Origin of the sequence: Bradyrhizobium sp. cf659 (assembly GCF_900113725.1) — a bacterium.
GTDB lineage: Bacteria > Pseudomonadota > Alphaproteobacteria > Rhizobiales > Xanthobacteraceae > Bradyrhizobium.
Genome location: NZ_FOQJ01000016.1, coordinates 87,972 through 103,969, shown reverse-complemented (window position 1 = coordinate 103,969; position 15,998 = coordinate 87,972). Strand labels below are relative to the sequence as shown.

The following is a 15,998-nucleotide window of genomic DNA, read 5'->3' as shown; positions in this document are numbered from 1 at the left end:
AAATGGAGGCCAGCGGGACAGTTAGCAGGCCGGGCGCACATCACAAGCTGCGCGCCATCTGATGGAGACAAGCCATGAAGGCCGTCGGCTACAAGAAGTCGCTTCCGATCGAGGATCAGGACGCGCTGTTCGATTTCGAGACTGCAAAACCCGAGCCCAAGGGACGCGACATCCGCGTCGCCGTGAAGGCGATCTCGGCCAATCCGGTCGATTACAAGGTGCGCAAGCGCGCCGCCCCGCCCGAGGGCGAGGTCAAGATTCTGGGCTATGATGCCTCCGGCGTGGTCGACGCCGTCGGGCCCGAGGTCACGCTGTTCAAGCCGGGCGACGAGGTGTTTTACGCCGGCTCGATCCAGCGTCCGGGCACCAACGCCGAATTCCACCTGGTCGACGAGCGCATCGTCGGCAACAAGCCGAAGTCGCTCTCGTTTGCGCAAGCAGCCGCCCTCCCCCTCACCTCCATCACTGCGTGGGAATTGCTGTTCGATCGCCTCGGCGCGGTGCCGGGCAAGAGCGTCGATCCGCGCACGCTGCTGATCACGGGCGGCGCCGGCGGCGTCGGCTCGATCCTGATCCAGCTCGCCCGCCGCCTCACCGGGCTGACGGTGCTCGCGACCGCGACGCGGCCGGAATCGCAAAAATGGTGCCTCGATCTCGGCGCGCATGCGGTGATCGACCACGGCAAGCCGATGAAGGAGCAGATCGAGAAGCTCAAGCTGCCGCCGGTCGCGCTGGTGGCGAGCCTTACCTTCACCGATCAGCACTACAAGAGCATCGCCGAATTCATGGCGCCGCAGGGCAAGTTCGGCCTGATCGACGACCCGCCGGAGTTCGCTGTGAGCGCGTTCAAGGGCAAGGCGATCTCGGTGCACTGGGAATCGATGTTCACGCGCTCCTCGTTCCAGACGCCCGACATGATCGCGCAGCATCATCTGCTCAATGACGTCGCCGACCTCATCGACAAGGGCGTGCTGCGCACCACGCTCGACCAGACCTTCGGCACGATCAACGCAGCCAACCTCAAGCGCGCGCACGCACTGCTCGAGAGCGGCAAGTCGCGCGGCAAGATCGTGCTGGAGGGGTGGTAGCAGCCAAAGGCTCCGTCATGCCCGGGCTTGACCCGGGCATCCACGTACATCCTCATACGCGGTGATGCGTGGATGGCCGGGACAAGCCCGGCCATGACGAGGCTCGCTACGGAGCGACGCCCTCGACGAACATCAACCGCCGCTCCAGCGCCGTCTGCCGCAGCTTCAACGCCTCGGCATATTCCGCCGACGCGTACCATTCGCGCGCCCGCGCCATCGACGGAAACTCGACGATGATGATGGTCTTGGGCGGCGGGCCGCCCTCCACCACCTCGGCGGCACCGCCGCGCGCGAGGTAGCGGCCGCCGTATTGCGCGATAGTCTGCGCCGCAAGCGCGCGATAGGCCTCCATCGCACTCCTGTCGCGCACCTCGACCTCGGAGATCACGTAGGCCGGCATGTGCGTAGCCGCCTCAGGCAATCGTGTTGACGATGCCGCCTTCCGCGCGCAACGCCGCGCCGTTGGTCGCGGACGCTTCCTTCGACGCAACATAGACCACCATGTTGGCGATCTCGTCGACGCTGGCGAAGCGCTGGATCAGCGAGCTCGGGCGATGCTGCTTGACGAAATTGGCTGCGGCTTCATCCACCGACTGACCGTTTTGTTTCGCGAGATCCTTCACGAAGGTCTCGACACCCTCCGACATGGTCGGGCCCGGCAGCACGGAATTGACGGTGACGCCGGTGCCGCGGGTGAGCTGCGCCAGACCGCGCGCAACCGAGAGCTGGGCGGTCTTGCTCATGCCGTAGTGAATCATCTCGACGGGAATGTTGAGGCCGGATTCCGAGGAGATGAAGACGATGCGGCCCCAGTTGCGCTTGAGCATGCCCTTCATATACGCCCGCGACAGCCGCACGCCGCTCATGACGTTGACCTCGAAGAAGCGGCTCCAGTCCTCGTCCGGGATATCGAAAAAGTCCTTTGGCTCGAAGATGCCGGCATTGTTGATGAGGATGTCGACCTCCGGCAGTGCCGCCACAAGCGCCTTGCAGCCCGAAGCGGTCGACACGTCGGCGGCGATGCCGCGCACCTTGCCGCCCGCAGCTTCCAGCTTGCGCGTGGCGGCATCGACCTTGTCCTGGCCGCGCCCGTTGATCACGACACTCGCGCCTGAGGCGGCAAGGCCCTTGGCAATGGCGTGGCCGATGCCGGCGGTCGAGCCGGTCACCAGTGCAGTTTTTCCGGAAAGGTCGATGTTCATGTCGTATCTCCATCAGATCGATGATCGGGATATCGGGCGCGGCGGATCGGGCCGCAATCGGCGCTCACCAATCAGTGAGACGCCGAGCACTTTTCCTGCGACAACTTAGACACCCTGCCTGAACCGCCGCTGGAACGATTATTGCTAAGCAGCACGGCGTCTCATATGAACACGGAAGAACTATGCGATGAAGCGTACGGCCCTCACGATTATCCTCGGACTGGTCGGCTTGATGGGCGGCAACTCGCTCGCGCCGGCTCAAACGGTCTATCCGGAGAAATCGTTGCAATTGATCGTCCCCTTTCCGCCGGGCGGCGCCTCCGACGTGGTCGCGCGCATTATCGGCGGCGAACTGGAGACGCGGCTCGGCAAGCCCGTGATCATCATGAACCGTCCCGGGGGCGGCACCACCATCGCGGCCAAGGAAGTCGCGCGCTCGGCGCCTGACGGATACACCCTGTTTTTCAGCTCAAATTCGAGCTTCACGCTGCCGGCAGCCGTGAAGGAAAGCGTGCCTTACGACGCGGCCAAGGATTTCGAGCCGCTCGGCCAGGTCGGCAAGATCACGCTGGCGCTGGTCACCTACAAGGACAATCCGGTCAACGACGTGGCTTCGCTGGTCGCCGAAGCGAAGGCCAATCCCGACAAGCTGTCGCTCGCATCATTCGGCGTCGCGACCGTCTCCCATTTCGCCGGCGAGCTGTTCAAGTCGAGTGCCGGGGTCAAGATGGTCCACCTGCCCTACAAGGGCAGTGCACCGGCGATGAACGACCTCATCGGCAAGCACATCCAATATCACGTCGACACCGTGATCGCCGTGAAGCCGCAGATCGAGGCCGGCACCGTCAAGGTGCTCGCGGTGTTCTCGGGCAAGCGCACGCCCTACCTGCCCGACGTGCCGACGCTTGCCGAACTCGGCTACACCGGCATCGACTTCGCGTCCTGGGGCGCGGTGGTCGCGCCCAAGGGGCTGCCGCCGGCCGTTCGCGACAAGCTGTCGGCGACGCTGGAGGAGATCATCAACAGCCCTTCCGTCATCGAGCGCTTCACCAAGGTCGGCTTCGAGCCCGGCTTCGTGCGCTACAGCGATTGGGCGGGAGCCATCGGCAAGGAGACCGCCGAGATGAAGGAGATCGCACAAAAGGCGGGGATCAAGGAAGAATAGTCTCGCCGATCTTCGCCGGCCCCAAAAACAAAAGCGGCGCCCGAGGGCGCCGCTTTCAATTCTGTACCTGCTGAAACGGCTTACGCCGCCTCGGCTTCCTTCTCCTGCACCGGACCGGAATCCTGGCCCTTGGCATCGACGTCGCGATCGACGAACTCGATCACGGCCATCGCGGCGTTGTCGCCGTAGCGGAAGCCGGCCTTGATGATGCGGGTATAGCCGCCCTGGCGGTCCTTGTAGCGGGTCGCCAGCACGTCGAAGAGCTTCCTGACCTGATCCTTGTCGCGCATCTCGGAGATGGCCTGGCGGCGCATGGACAGCCCGCCCTTCTTGCCGAGGGTGACCAGCTTCTCCACGATCGGGCGCAATTCCTTCGCCTTCGGGAGCGTGGTGACGATCTGCTCGTGCTTGATCAGCGCGGCCGCCATGTTGGCGAACATCGCCCTGCGGTGCTCGGCCGTGCGGTTGAGCTTCCGATGAACCTTGCCGTGACGCATGTGACTATTCCTTAGTTTGAAACTGCCGCGACGGTTCGTCGGACATGTTGCTCAGGTGGGCTGCCTGCGTTCGCCCATTTAGTCATTCCGGACGGCGCGAAGCGACGATCCGGAATCTCGAGGTTCCGGGTTCGATGCTTGCGCATCGCCCCGGAACGACGAATCTCAGTAGTGATCCTCGAAGCGCTTGGCGAGCTCGTCGATGTTCTCCGGCGGCCAGCCCGGCACTTCCATGCCGAGATGCAGACCCATCTGGGCCAGCACTTCCTTGATCTCGTTCAGCGACTTGCGGCCGAAGTTCGGGGTGCGGAGCATTTCCGCTTCGCTCTTCTGCACGAGGTCGCCGATATAGACGATGTTGTCGTTCTTCAAGCAGTTGGCCGAACGCACCGACAGCTCGAGCTCGTCCACCTTCTTGAGGAAGGCCGGGTTGAAGGCGAGGTCCGGGATGATCTCCTGGGCGACTTCCTTGCGCGGCTCTTCGAAGTTGACGAACACGTTGAGCTGATCCTGGAGGATGCGGGCGGCGTAAGCCACCGAGTCATCCGGCGAGATCGCGCCGTTGGTCTCGATCGTCATGGTCAGCTTGTCGTAGTCGAGGATCTGGCCCTCGCGGGTGTTCTCGACCTTGTAGGAGACCTTGCGGACCGGCGAGTACAGGCTGTCGACCGGGATCAGGCCGATCGGCGCGTCCTCGGGACGGTTGCGCTCGGCGGGCACGTAGCCCTTGCCGGTCGCGACGGTGAACTCCATGCGGATCTCAGCGCCCTCGTCGAGGGTGCAGATCTGGAGGTCCGGGTTGAGCACGACGACGTCGCCGACGGTCTGGATGTCGCCGGCGGTGACGACGCCCGGGCCCTGCTTCTTCACGACCATGCGCTTGGGGCCTTCGCCCTGCATCTTGATCGAGATGTCCTTGATGTTCAGCACGATGTCGGTGACGTCCTCACGGACGCCAGCGATCGAGGAGAACTCGTGCAGCACGCCGTCGATGTGCACCGACTGCACCGCCGCGCCCTGAAGCGAGGAGAGCAGGATGCGGCGCAGCGCGTTGCCGAGGGTCTGGCCAAAGCCGCGCTCGAGCGGCTCGGCGACGATGGTCGCGAAGCGGGCCGGATCGCTGCCGGGCGTGACCTGGAGCTTGTTCGGCCGAATCAGTTCTTGCCAATTTTTCTGGATCGTCACTGTTTCACCCATACAGGCCAGTCGAACTGCCGTTGCAGACACTGGCGTTGGAGAAAGGCCGCAGGTCGCACCTGCGACTTCTTGCAAAAGTCATTGCGGGCGCCGATGCGCCCGCAACTTCGTATCAAACGCGCCGACGCTTGCGGGGACGGCAACCGTTATGCGGGATCGTGGTCACGTCGCGGATCGAGGTGACGGTGAAGCCTGCGGCCTGGAGCGCGCGGAGCGCCGACTCGCGGCCCGAACCGGGACCGGCGACTTCGACTTCCAGCGTGCGCATGCCGTGCTCCTGCGCCTTCTTCGACACGTCCTCGGCGGCAACCTGCGCCGCGTACGGGGTCGACTTGCGCGAGCCCTTGAAGCCCATCGTGCCTGCGGAGGACCAGGCAATCGTGTTGCCCTGCGCGTCGGTGATGGTGATGGTCGTGTTGTTGAACGACGAGTTCACGTGCGCAACGCCGGAGGCGATGTTCTTGCGTTCACGACGGCGAACGCGGGTGGCTTCCTTGCCCATTGAGTACCTTTCCTGGAGATCTCAAACGCCGCCGTAATGCCAGCGGCTACACCTGTGGAACGAAAGGCGCGTGGCGAACGGGTATCCCCGGTTCGCCACACGCCGCGATTGGATTCGAAAACTTACTTCTTCTTGCCGGCGATGGCCTTGGCCGGGCCCTTGCGCGTGCGCGCATTGGTGTGGGTACGCTGACCGCGCACCGGCAGACCGCGACGATGACGCAGGCCGCGATAGCAGCCGAGGTCCATCAGACGCTTGATGTTGATGCCGACCTCACGACGCAGGTCACCCTCGACGAGATAGTCGCGGTCGATGACTTCGCGGATCTGGAGCACTTCGGCGTCGCTGAGCTGATTGACGCGACGATCCACCGGGATCTTCACCTTCTCCAGAATCTCACCGGCGATCTTCTGACCGATGCCATGGATGTACTGGAGCGCGATCAGCACGCGCTTGTTGGTGGGAATGTTCACGCCGGCAATACGGGCCACGGCCTTCTCTCCTGTTGCCGGTCCTCGTCAGGACCAGGCTTTAAGTGCTTGTGTTCTCGGGCAGGTGTTCACAAACGCGAACACGACGCCCACCCCCGGTCTTCCTGGGGCCCGGCATCGTCTGAAACTATCCGACTTGGATGCGGGGCTTATTAAGGGATTCCGGGGGCTTTCGTCAACCGCTGCTAGCGCTTAGCTCGCTTTTTCGTGACCTTTTTTGCGGCCTTTTTGGCACCCTTTTTGACAGCCTTCTTGGCGGTCTTTTTGGCAGCCTTTTTTACCGTCTTCTTGGCGGTCGTCTTGGCCGCCTTCTTGGCGCCCTTCACGGCCTTCTTGGCCGCCATTTTAGTGGATTTGGCGGGTTTTTTGGCCGCTTTCGCCGGCTTTTTGGCTGTTTTAGCCTTGGCCGCCCCCTTCTTGGCCGGCGCTGCCTTGGCCGCGCTCTTGGCAGTTCCCTTGGCAGGTCCCTTGGCAGTTCCCTTGGCATGCGTCTTGGGCTCGACTGCCCCGAGCGCCAGGAGCTGGCGGTGGATCGCACGGGTGACCTCGTCGATGGCCATCATGCCATCGATGGTCGAGAGCTTCCGCCGCTCGGAATAGTAGTGAATCAGGGGCTCCGTCTGGCTGCGGTAGCTGGCAAGCCGCTTGGTCAGGACCTCAGGGGTGTCGTCGAGCCGAACCTCCTCACCGCGCTCCCGCATCTGGGCGACTCGGGTCTCGACGCGACTCAGCAACGCGCTTTCGTTGACGCGAAGCTCGATCACGGCGTCGAGCTTGAGGTGCTTGTGCCTCAGCAGCTCGTCCAGCGCCTCGGCCTGCGGCACGGTGCGCGGGAAACCGTCGAGGATGAAACCGTTCCTGGCATCCGGCTGGTCGATCCGGTCGGAGATGATTCCGACCACGACATCGTCGGGCACGAGGCCGCCGCTGGCCATGATCTCCTTGGCCTTCAGCCCGACCGGCGTTCCCGCCGCCACGGCCGCGCGCAGCATCTCGCCGGTCGAGAGCTGGACGATACTATAGCGCTGCACCAGCAGCTGCGCCTGGGTCCCCTTGCCCGACCCCGGCGGTCCCAGAAGTATAATTCTCATCGGCGTACGCCCCCCGGATTGGTGAGCGATACGTCGCGCACCTGTGTTTTGATATCAAGAGCGGTGCAAACCACAACCAGCGCCCCACCGCCATTGACGACCATACTATAAGGCAGCCCGATCCCGTAAAGCTCGAAGACCTCCGGAATCAACTGCAACACCGTCAGGTAGACGGCTCCAACGACCGTCGTCAATGACACGACGCGATCGAGATATTCAGCCGTCGCCTCGCCCGGCGCGATGCCCGGAATTGTGCCATCACGCTGCGCCAAGGATTTGGCCGTGTATTCAGGGTCGACGACGTTGGCCGTGTAGACGAAGGCGAGCACGAACACGGCGATCGACACCAGGACCATGTGAGCCGGCTGCCCCAGTTGGAGATGCCGGTACACCGCGGCGACCAGAGGGTGATCGCTGCCCAAGACGAGGCCCGCAAAGGCAAGCGGTAGTAGGAATATCCACGGCGCCACGGTGACCGGAATCAGGAACCCAGCACTGTTGAGCTTGACCGGCAGCATCGCATCGCGCACCGGCAGTTGCCGCGTGCCCACGCTGACTGCGCCGAACTCGACGGGAATATTCCGCCGGGCGCCTTCGACGAGCACGATCACGGCGACGATCGCAACCCAGAACACGGCATGCGCAAGCACGAGATTGTCCGGGATAGCACCGCTCTGCACGAGCCCCACGATGCCGGCGACGTCCCGCGGAATCGCGACGACAAAGCCGACGCTCAAGATCAGCGCCAGGCCGTTGCCGATGCCATAGCGGGTGATCTGTTCGCTCAACCACACCAGCACGAAGACGCCGCCGACCATCGAGGCCGTGGCCGTCAACACGAACCAGCCGTCGGGATTCCTCACAAGGCCCGGAATGGCCGTCAGCGCTGAAGCGATGCCGTAAGCCTGAAAGGCAGCAAGACCAAGTGTGAGACCAAGCGTGGCACGGGCAAGCTTGCGCCGGCCGCCCTCGCCCGACCGCTCCAGCAAATTCAGGCCGCGCCACACCACGGACAGGAGCCGGATGAGGATCGCCGCAGTCAGATAGGGAATGAGGCCGAGCGCAAAGATCGAGAGCCGGGAGATGAAGTCCAGCGTCGGCGAAAAGGTCGAAATGTTCAATCCCGCGAGCGGGACCTGCGTACCGAGCCTGAAAAGGAGCAGCGCGCCAATCGTGAAAGCGATCCGGCGCGCAAGCTCCCTGTTCATCTACGGCGGCCCCGCAGCTTCGACTTGCGGATCAGGCCCTCATACTGATGGGCCAGCAGATAACCCTGCACCTGCGCCACCGTGTCCATGGTGACGCTGACGACGATCAGCAGCGAGGTGCCGCCGAAGTAGAACGGCACCGAGGCGTAGGAGATCAGGATCTCGGGGATCAAGCAGACGATCGCCAGATAGACCGCGCCGAGCACGGTGATGCGCGACAGCACGTAGTCGATATATTCCGCAGTGCGCTCGCCGGGGCGGATGCCCGGAATGAAGCCGCCGTGCTTCTTCAGATTATCCGCGGTCTCGGTCGGGTTGAACACGATCGCGGTGTAGAAGAATGCGAAGAACACGATCAGCGCGAGATACATGATCAGGAACAGCGGACGGCCATGGCCGAGCTGGGTGGTGATCCACTGGAACCATTCCGGCCCGCTGCCCGCATTGAAGTTCGCAACCGTCGTCGGCAGCAGCAGGAGCGAAGACGCGAAGATCGGCGGGATCACGCCCGAGGTGTTGAGCTTGAGCGGCAGATGCGAGGACTGGCCCTCGAACATCTTGTTGCCGACCTGGCGCTTCGGATACTGGATCAGCAGCCGGCGCTGTGCCCGCTCCATGAACACGATGAAGGCGATCACGGCGACCGCCATGATGATGACGACCAGGATCAGGCCGGTCGACATCGCACCCTGACGGCCGAGCTCGAGCATGTTGGCGAGCGCCGCGGGCAGCTCGGCGACGATGCCGGAGAGAATGATCAGCGAGATGCCGTTGCCGATGCCGCGCGAGGTGATCTGCTCGCCCAGCCACATCAGGAACATGGTGCCGCCGGTCAGCGTGATCGCCGTGGACAGGCGGAAGAACATGCCGGGGTCGCTGACGACGTTGCCGGCGCCTTCGAGGCCCACCGCGATGCCGTAGGACTGGAACGCCGCCAGGATGACCGTCAGATAGCGGGTGTACTGGTTCAGCGTCTTCCGGCCGGCTTCGCCTTCCTTCTTCAGCGCCTCGAGCTGCGGCGAGACGGTGGTCAGGAGCTGGATGATGATCGAGGCCGAGATGTACGGCATGATGTTCAGCGCGAAGATCGCCATGCGGTGGATGCCGCCGCCGGCGAACATGTTGAACATGCCGAGGATGCCGCCCGCCTGGGAGCGGAACACCTGCTCCCAGATGTTGGGATCGATGCCGGGCAGCGGGATGTAGGTTCCGAGCCGATAAACGAGCAGCGCACCCAGGGTGAACCAGATGCGCTTCTTCAGTTCGTCGGCCTTGGCAAAGGCGCCGAAATTGAGATTGGCTGCCAGTTGTTCCGCTGCTGAGACCATCTTGGACTTTCTCCCGCCGCCTGTTGCGCCGTCATGCCCGCGGCCGGGCTACTTTAGCGGACGCCGGACATTATCTGGGGCTCGGCTTCGATAAGTCCACGTCCCGCATGCGTAAAGGCCCGCGAGCCGCGGGCCAATGACGCAGTTGTTACGCCGCCTCGCCTTCTTCCTTGGCAGGGGCGAGAATCTTCACCGAGCCGCCGGCCTTCTCGACCGCGGCAATCGCGGTCTTGGTGGCGCCGTGCACTTCGATGTTGAGCTTGGACTTGAGCTCGCCGCGGCCGAGCAGCCGCAGGCCGCCCTTGGCGCGGCGCAACACGCCGCCCTTCACCAGGGCCTCGACGTTCACGACGCTGCCGGCGTCGATCTTCTTGGCATCGACCGCTTCCTGGAGCCGGTCGAGATTGATCTCGGCGAACTCGACGCGGAAGATGTTGTTGAAGCCGCGCTTGGGCAGACGGCGATGCATCGGCATCTGGCCGCCTTCGAAACCCTTGATGCGCACGCCCGAACGCGCGGTCTGGCCCTTGCCGCCGCGGCCGGACTGCTTGCCCTTGCCCGAACCGATGCCGCGGCCGACGCGCATACGCTTTTTGCGCGAGCCGGCGTTGTCGGCGATATCGCTGAGCTTCATCGCCCTTCTCCTTGTGTCTTGCGCATGATCTTCACCGAAAACCGGCACCCAGTTTCGGGATCATACGCCCTGCTTACTTCTCGTCGACGATACGGACGAGATGGTGAACCTTCTCGATCATGCCGCGCACGGCCGGAGTGTCCGGCAGTTCGCTGGTGCGGCCGATCTTGTTGAGCTTGAGCCCGATCAGCGTCGAACGCTGCGAGTGATGGCGGCGGATCGCGCTGCCGGTCTGCTCGAGCTTGATCGTCTTTGCGGCCTTGGCCATCTTGGTCTACTCCGAAAAGCTTCCGTTAGTCGGCAGCCGCCTCGGCGTCGCCGCCGATACGGCGGGACTGGAGGGTGGACACCTTGATATTGCGGCGGGCGGCGACCGAACGCGGCGAATCCTGGTGCTTCAGCGCGTCGAAGGTCGCGCGCACCATGTTGTACGGGTTCGACGAGCCGATCGACTTCGCCACCACGTCCTGGACGCCGAGCGTCTCGAACACGGCGCGCATCGGGCCGCCGGCGATGATGCCGGTACCGGCCGGAGCGGCACGCAGGTAGACACGGCCCGCGCCATGACGGCCGGCGATGTCGTGATGCAGCGTGCGGCCCTCGCGCAGCGACACGCGGGTCAGGTTCCGCTTGGCGGACTCGGTTGCCTTGCGGATCGCCTCAGGCACTTCGCGCGCCTTGCCGTGACCGAAGCCGGCGCGGCCCTTCTGGTCGCCGATCACGACCAGCGCTGCGAAACCGAAGCGCTTGCCGCCCTTGACGACCTTGGCCACGCGGTTGATGTGGACGAGCTTGTCGACGAACTCGCTGTCGCGCTCCTCGCGCTCCTTGCGGTCGCGTCCGCCGCCGCGTTGATCGCGTCCACCACGTTGTTCGCGTTCTGCCATTTTTCCAATCCTTCTGAGGCTTGCGCCTCAATCCTCAAATTCTGTTAGAAGCTCAGCCCGCTCTCACGCGCCGCATCGGCAAGAGCCTTGACGCGCCCGTGATAGAGGTAGCTGCCGCGATCGAACACGACTTCCTTGACACCCTTCTCGGCGGCGCGCTCGGCCAGCAGCTTGCCGACCGCCTTCGCCGCATCGATGTCGGCGCCGGTCTTGCCGCCGTCGCGCATCGACTTCTCGAGCGAGGAGGCAGAGGCCAGCGTCTCGCCCTTCAGGTCGTCGATGACCTGGGCGTAGATGTGCTTGGACGAGCGGAACACCGACAGGCGCGGACGGCCACCACCGGAGCGGCGCAGCTTCAGCCGCACACTCCGCTTGCGCCGGGCATTCGTAACCTTGGCTTTCGACATGACCGGCTCCGTTACTTCTTCTTGCCTTCCTTGCGGAAGATGAATTCGCCAACATACTTCACGCCCTTGCCCTTGTAGGGCTCCGGCGGGCGGTATGAGCGGATTTCGGCCGCGACCTGGCCGACGCGCTGGATGTCGCTGCCCGTCACCGTGATTTCGGTCGGCTTGGGCACCGTGATCGTGATCCCCTCGGGGATCGCGTAGACCACGTCGTGGCTGTAGCCGAGCGCGAGCTGCAGGTTCTTGCCCTGCATCGCGGCGCGGTAACCGACGCCGGTGATCTCGAGCTTCTTCTCGAAGCCCTTGGTGACGCCTTCGACCAGATTCGCGACCTGGGCGCGAGCGGTACCGTACAGCGCCCGCGCGCGGTTGGTCTCGACCCGCGGGTTCACCTTGATCTGCCCGCTCTCGAGCTTCACCTCGACGTCGTCATGGACGACGAACTGAAGCTGGCCCTTCGGGCCCTTCATCTTGACGGTCTGCCCATCGACGGTCGCGGTCACACCCGACGGAACCGGAACAGGCCTTTTGCCAACACGTGACATGGATCAAAAATCCTTCTCAGAACACCGTGAAGAGGACTTCACCGCCCACATTCGCGTCGCGCGCGCTGTGGTCGGCCATGATCCCCTTCGGCGTCGACAACACCGAAATGCCGAGCCCGTTGTTGACCCGCGGCAGGTTCTTCACCGAGGCGTAAACACGACGCCCGGGCTTAGAAACACGTTCGATCTCGCGGATGACGGGCTCGCCGTCGAAATACTTCAGCTCGATCTCGATCTCGCTGCGGCCCGAGGAGTGCTCGACCGTGGCGTAGCCGCGGATGTAGCCCTCGCTCTTGAGCACCTCGAGCACGTTCTCGCGCATCCGCGAGCCCGGCGTGGAGACCTTGGTCTTGGAGCGCATCTGCGCGTTGCGGATGCGGGTGATCAGATCGCTGATTGGATCGTGCGTAGACATCTAAACGACCCTCCTTACCAGCTCGACTTCACGAGGCCCGGGACCATGCCCTTGGAGCCAAGTTCGCGCAGCGCGATACGGGACAGCTTGTTCTTGCGGTAGTTCGAGCGCGGACGACCCGACAGCTCGCAGCGAAGACGCACGCGGGTGGCCGACGAATTGCGCGGCATCTCGGCGAGCTTCAGGGTCGCGGCGAACCGCTCCTCCATCGGCAGCGTCTTGTCGGCGATGATCGCCTTCAACCGCTCGCGCTTCGGGGCGGCGTTCTTCACCATCCGCTTGCGCCGGTTGTTCTTCTCGATTGAACTCTTCTTTGCCATGCTTGGCTCCTGGGTATCCGCGTTTGAGAGGCTTTAGGTCAGCGTCTCACTGCCGGAACGGGAAATTGAAAGCGGTCAACAAGGCCCTCGCCTCTTCGTCGGTCTTGGCCGTGGTGCAGACGGTGATGTCCATACCGCGGGCTTCCGTGACCTTGTCGAAGTCGATCTCGGGGAAAATGATGTGCTCCTTGATGCCGAGCGAGTAGTTGCCGCGGCCGTCGAAGCTCTTCGGGTTCAGGCCGCGGAAGTCGCGGACGCGCGGCAGCGCGACCGTGACCAGGCGGTCGATGAACTCGTACATGCGAGCCTTGCGCAGCGTGACCTTGCAGCCGATCGGCTGGTTCTCACGCAGCTTGAAGGTCGCGATCGCGATGCGCGAATAGGTCACGATCGCCTTCTGGCCGGCGATCTGGGTCAGCTCGGCAGCGGCGGTCTCGGCCTTCTTGCGGTCGTTAACGGAATCGCCAACGCCCATGTTCAGCACGACCTTGTCCAGGCGCGGAACCTGCATGACGTTCTCGTAACCGAACTTCTCGGTCAGCGCCGTGCGGATCTTCGCATCGTATTCCGCGCGCAGGCGCGGCGTGTAAGCGGCCTCAGCCATCGATCTCAGCTCCCGAGCTCTTGGCGATGCGGACCTTCTTGCCGTCCGCCAGAATCTTGAATCCGACGCGGGTCGGCTTTCCGTCCTTGCCGACATACGCGATGTTGGACAATTGGATCGGCGACTCTTTCGAGATGATGCCGCCCTCCTGGGCCTGCGTCTGCTTCTGGTGACGCTTGACCATGTTGATGCCGCGCACGAGCGCCGTGCCGGCGTCGGGGCGAACCTCGAACACTTCGCCGGTGCGACCCTTGTCGCGACCGGTCAGCACGACGACCTTGTCGCCCTTGCGGATCTTCGCAGCCATCACAGCACCTCCGGCGCGAGGGAAATGATCTTCATGTGGTTCTTGGCGCGCAGCTCGCGCGGCACGGGCCCGAAGATACGGGTGCCGACCGGCTCGGACTGGTTGTTGATCAGCACGGCTGCGTTGCGGTCGAAGCGGATGACCGAACCGTCGGCGCGGCGGATGTCCTTGCGGACGCGCACCACGACGGCCTTCATCACGTCGCCCTTCTTCACCTTGCCACGCGGAATCGCTTCCTTGATCGAGACGACGATGATGTCGCCGATCGTGGCGTAGCGGCGCTTGGAGCCCCCGAGCACCTTGATACACATGACACGGCGTGCGCCAGAATTGTCGGCCACGTCGAGGTTGGTCTGCATCTGAATCATTGATGCACCTCGTCCTCTTCTCTCTTGCGCCAGCCCAGCCGGCGCTCAACATTTCCCTGAAGGCAGTCGGCTAAAGCCAACAGATCAGGCGCTTTTCTTGTGTTCGCCCCGGATCACGATCCAGCGCTTCAACTTCGAAATCGGCTTCGATTCCTCGATCCAAACCATATCGCCCGGCTTGAACTCGTTGTTCTCGTCGTGCGCGTGGTAGTTCTTCGAACGGCGGATCGTCTTCTTGTAGATCGGGTGCGTGAAGCGGCGATCGACGCGGACAACGACCGTCTTGGCTGTCTTGTCGCTGACGACCACGCCCTGCAAAGTACGTTTCGGCATCTTCGTAAGCCTCTTACTTCTTCTTCGCGCGCGTCTGCGCGGCGACGGTCTTGATCCGGGCGATGTCGCGGCGGGCCTCGCGCAGGCGCGAGGTGTTCTCGAGCTGCCCGGTGGCGCGCTGGAAGCGCAGGTTGAAGCGCTCCTTCTTCAGGTTCAGGATGGCGTCATCCTGCTGGTCGGGGCTCATCGCGCGGATGTCTTCGATCTTCATCTGGGCCATGGCCATTACTCCGCAATGCGCTCGACGAAGCGCGTCTTGATCGGCAGCTTGGCGGCCGCCAGGGTCAGCGCCTCACGCGCCGTCTGGGTGTTGACGCCGTCGATCTCGAACAGCACCCGGCCCGGCTTGACGCGCGCCACCCACAGTTCCGGCGAACCCTTGCCGGAGCCCATGCGGACTTCGGCCGGCTTCTTCGACACCGGAAGGTCGGGGAACACGCGGATCCAGACGCGGCCGGCGCGCTTCATGTGACGCGTCAGCGCGCGGCGGGCGGCTTCGATCTGGCGCGCGGTGACGCGCTCAGGCTCGGTCGCCTTCAGGCCGTACTGGCCGAACGCCAACGTCGCGCCCGAAGACGCAACGCCGTGGATGCGGCCCTTATGCGCCTTCCGGAACTTCGTTTTCTTAGGTTGCATCATGGCTTTAAGCCCTCAAATTCCTGTGCCGGCGTTAGGCTGCAGCCGTATCGCGGCGCTGACGGCCACGATCACCACTGCCACCAGTCTCGCCTTCGGCCATTCTCTTGTCCTGGGCCATCGGATCGTGCTCGAGGATCTCGCCCTTGAAGATCCAGACCTTGACGCCGCAGGTGCCGAAGGTCGTGAACGCGGTCGCAACGCCGTAGTCGATGTCCGCGCGCAGCGTGTGCAGCGGAACGCGACCTTCGCGGTACCACTCCATGCGCGCGATTTCCGCACCGCCCAGACGTCCCGAGCAGTTGATGCGGATGCCTTCCGCGCCGAGACGCATCGCCGACTGCACGGCGCGCTTCATGGCACGGCGGAACGCCACGCGGCGCTCCAGCTGCTGCGCGATCGACTCGGCCACCAGCGTCGCATCGAGCTCCGGCTTGCGGATCTCGACGATGTTGATGACGACGTCGGACGAGGTGATGTCCGCGACCCGCTTGCGCAGCTTGTCGATGTCGGCGCCCTTCTTGCCGATCACCACGCCCGGACGAGCCGAGTGGATGGTGACGCGGCACTTCTTGTGCGGACGCTCGATCACGATGCGGGCGACGGCCGCCTGCTTGAGCTCCTTGTGCAGGATCTCGCGGATCTTGACGTCCTCGTGCAGCAGCTTGCCGTATTCCTGCTTGCCGGCGAACCAGCGGGAATCCCAGGTACGGTTGATGCCGAGACGCAGACCGATCGGATTGATCTTTTGACCCATCGTGTTCTCCTGCGCC

General features: G+C 63.8%; 25 protein-coding genes. 2 read left to right on the top strand and 23 right to left on the bottom strand.

From position 1 onward, the window contains the following. Positions 1 to 74: 74 nt before the first annotated feature. Positions 75 to 1,088, top strand: a complete 1,014-nt coding sequence (locus BM118_RS37550) for a zinc-binding alcohol dehydrogenase family protein (RefSeq protein ID WP_092192696.1) — start codon at positions 75 to 77, stop codon at positions 1,086 to 1,088. Between the two features lie 106 nt (positions 1,089 to 1,194). Here the strand turns inward: BM118_RS37550 and BM118_RS37545 are convergent, their stop codons facing one another. Beyond that, the gene (locus BM118_RS37545) at positions 1,195 to 1,488 is read right to left on the bottom strand and encodes a DUF1330 domain-containing protein (protein ID WP_092192694.1); all 294 of its coding nucleotides are present in this window, start codon (positions 1,486 to 1,488) and stop codon (positions 1,195 to 1,197) included. 13 nt (positions 1,489 to 1,501) lie between these two features. Next, positions 1,502 to 2,290, bottom strand: coding sequence for an SDR family NAD(P)-dependent oxidoreductase (locus BM118_RS37540; RefSeq protein WP_092192691.1), 789 nt, complete (start codon positions 2,288 to 2,290; stop codon positions 1,502 to 1,504). Between the two features lie 187 nt (positions 2,291 to 2,477). Between BM118_RS37540 and BM118_RS37535 the strand changes: the two genes are divergently transcribed. Further along, on the top strand, positions 2,478 to 3,455 hold the full coding sequence (locus BM118_RS37535) for a Bug family tripartite tricarboxylate transporter substrate binding protein (RefSeq protein ID WP_092192689.1): 978 nt from the start codon (positions 2,478 to 2,480) through the stop codon (positions 3,453 to 3,455). Between the two features lie 80 nt (positions 3,456 to 3,535). On the opposite strand, the gene rplQ is transcribed toward BM118_RS37535, so the two are convergent. From rplQ to rpsC, 21 genes are all read right to left on the bottom strand, one after another. Further along, positions 3,536 to 3,952: a 50S ribosomal protein L17 gene (gene rplQ / locus BM118_RS37530; RefSeq protein WP_027549207.1), complete on the bottom strand. Its 417-nt coding sequence runs from the start codon at positions 3,950 to 3,952 to the stop codon at positions 3,536 to 3,538. A 165-nt stretch (positions 3,953 to 4,117) separates the two neighbouring features. Beyond that, positions 4,118 to 5,149 carry a DNA-directed RNA polymerase subunit alpha gene (locus tag BM118_RS37525; protein WP_011088132.1) on the bottom strand — a complete coding sequence of 344 codons (1,032 nt, stop codon included), beginning with the start codon at positions 5,147 to 5,149 and terminating at the stop codon, positions 4,118 to 4,120. Between the two features lie 112 nt (positions 5,150 to 5,261). Then, positions 5,262 to 5,651, bottom strand: coding sequence for a 30S ribosomal protein S11 (rpsK, locus tag BM118_RS37520; RefSeq protein WP_007603045.1), 390 nt, complete (start codon positions 5,649 to 5,651; stop codon positions 5,262 to 5,264). Positions 5,652 to 5,773: 122 nt separating this feature from the next. Beyond that, positions 5,774 to 6,142, bottom strand: a complete 369-nt coding sequence (gene rpsM / locus BM118_RS37515; protein ID WP_008549231.1) for a 30S ribosomal protein S13 — start codon at positions 6,140 to 6,142, stop codon at positions 5,774 to 5,776. A 185-nt stretch (positions 6,143 to 6,327) separates the two neighbouring features. After that, positions 6,328 to 7,233: an adenylate kinase gene (locus tag BM118_RS37510; protein ID WP_092192687.1), complete on the bottom strand. Its 906-nt coding sequence runs from the start codon at positions 7,231 to 7,233 to the stop codon at positions 6,328 to 6,330. Then, positions 7,230 to 8,441 carry a preprotein translocase subunit SecY gene (locus BM118_RS37505; RefSeq protein WP_092192685.1) on the bottom strand — a complete coding sequence of 404 codons (1,212 nt, stop codon included), beginning with the start codon at positions 8,439 to 8,441 and terminating at the stop codon, positions 7,230 to 7,232. Before BM118_RS37505 ends, BM118_RS37510 begins: the two co-directional genes overlap by 4 nt. Further along, the gene (secY, locus tag BM118_RS37500; protein WP_092192683.1) at positions 8,438 to 9,769 is read right to left on the bottom strand and encodes a preprotein translocase subunit SecY; all 1,332 of its coding nucleotides are present in this window, start codon (positions 9,767 to 9,769) and stop codon (positions 8,438 to 8,440) included. The genes BM118_RS37505 and secY overlap by 4 nt, the downstream gene beginning before the upstream one ends. A gap of 148 nt (positions 9,770 to 9,917) precedes the next feature. After that, positions 9,918 to 10,403, bottom strand: a complete 486-nt coding sequence (rplO, locus tag BM118_RS37495) for a 50S ribosomal protein L15 (RefSeq protein ID WP_011088136.1) — start codon at positions 10,401 to 10,403, stop codon at positions 9,918 to 9,920. Positions 10,404 to 10,476: 73 nt separating this feature from the next. After that, positions 10,477 to 10,671, bottom strand: coding sequence for a 50S ribosomal protein L30 (rpmD, locus tag BM118_RS37490; protein ID WP_011088137.1), 195 nt, complete (start codon positions 10,669 to 10,671; stop codon positions 10,477 to 10,479). A 25-nt stretch (positions 10,672 to 10,696) separates the two neighbouring features. Further along, positions 10,697 to 11,290 carry a 30S ribosomal protein S5 gene (gene rpsE / locus BM118_RS37485; RefSeq protein WP_027549202.1) on the bottom strand — a complete coding sequence of 198 codons (594 nt, stop codon included), beginning with the start codon at positions 11,288 to 11,290 and terminating at the stop codon, positions 10,697 to 10,699. A 44-nt stretch (positions 11,291 to 11,334) separates the two neighbouring features. Beyond that, a complete protein-coding gene (gene rplR / locus BM118_RS37480) occupies positions 11,335 to 11,697 on the bottom strand; it encodes a 50S ribosomal protein L18 (RefSeq protein WP_007603036.1) in 363 nt (120 codons plus the stop codon). Between the two features lie 11 nt (positions 11,698 to 11,708). Further along, entirely contained in the window at positions 11,709 to 12,242 is a 534-nt protein-coding gene (gene rplF, locus BM118_RS37475; RefSeq protein ID WP_092192681.1) for a 50S ribosomal protein L6, read from the bottom strand. Positions 12,243 to 12,258: 16 nt separating this feature from the next. Then, the gene (rpsH, locus tag BM118_RS37470) at positions 12,259 to 12,657 is read right to left on the bottom strand and encodes a 30S ribosomal protein S8 (RefSeq protein WP_011088139.1); all 399 of its coding nucleotides are present in this window, start codon (positions 12,655 to 12,657) and stop codon (positions 12,259 to 12,261) included. Positions 12,658 to 12,671: 14 nt separating this feature from the next. Beyond that, positions 12,672 to 12,977, bottom strand: coding sequence for a 30S ribosomal protein S14 (gene rpsN, locus BM118_RS37465; protein ID WP_011088140.1), 306 nt, complete (start codon positions 12,975 to 12,977; stop codon positions 12,672 to 12,674). A gap of 46 nt (positions 12,978 to 13,023) precedes the next feature. Further along, positions 13,024 to 13,581 (bottom strand): 50S ribosomal protein L5, encoded by a 558-nt coding sequence (gene rplE / locus BM118_RS37460; protein WP_018647250.1) that lies wholly within the window; start codon positions 13,579 to 13,581, stop codon positions 13,024 to 13,026. Then, positions 13,574 to 13,888: a 50S ribosomal protein L24 gene (gene rplX / locus BM118_RS37455; protein ID WP_007603031.1), complete on the bottom strand. Its 315-nt coding sequence runs from the start codon at positions 13,886 to 13,888 to the stop codon at positions 13,574 to 13,576. The genes rplE and rplX overlap by 8 nt, the downstream gene beginning before the upstream one ends. Continuing rightward, positions 13,888 to 14,256: a 50S ribosomal protein L14 gene (gene rplN, locus BM118_RS37450; protein ID WP_007603030.1), complete on the bottom strand. Its 369-nt coding sequence runs from the start codon at positions 14,254 to 14,256 to the stop codon at positions 13,888 to 13,890. The genes rplX and rplN overlap by 1 nt, the downstream gene beginning before the upstream one ends. An 84-nt stretch (positions 14,257 to 14,340) precedes the next feature. Next, positions 14,341 to 14,589 (bottom strand): 30S ribosomal protein S17, encoded by a 249-nt coding sequence (rpsQ, locus tag BM118_RS37445; protein WP_027549198.1) that lies wholly within the window; start codon positions 14,587 to 14,589, stop codon positions 14,341 to 14,343. A gap of 13 nt (positions 14,590 to 14,602) precedes the next feature. After that, on the bottom strand, positions 14,603 to 14,809 hold the full coding sequence (gene rpmC, locus BM118_RS37440) for a 50S ribosomal protein L29 (RefSeq protein WP_011088144.1): 207 nt from the start codon (positions 14,807 to 14,809) through the stop codon (positions 14,603 to 14,605). Positions 14,810 to 14,814: 5 nt separating this feature from the next. Continuing rightward, positions 14,815 to 15,228, bottom strand: coding sequence for a 50S ribosomal protein L16 (gene rplP, locus BM118_RS37435; protein WP_008549252.1), 414 nt, complete (start codon positions 15,226 to 15,228; stop codon positions 14,815 to 14,817). 31 nt (positions 15,229 to 15,259) lie between these two features. Further along, positions 15,260 to 15,982 (bottom strand): 30S ribosomal protein S3, encoded by a 723-nt coding sequence (rpsC, locus tag BM118_RS37430; protein WP_092192679.1) that lies wholly within the window; start codon positions 15,980 to 15,982, stop codon positions 15,260 to 15,262. Between the last annotated feature and the right edge of the window lie 16 nt (positions 15,983 to 15,998).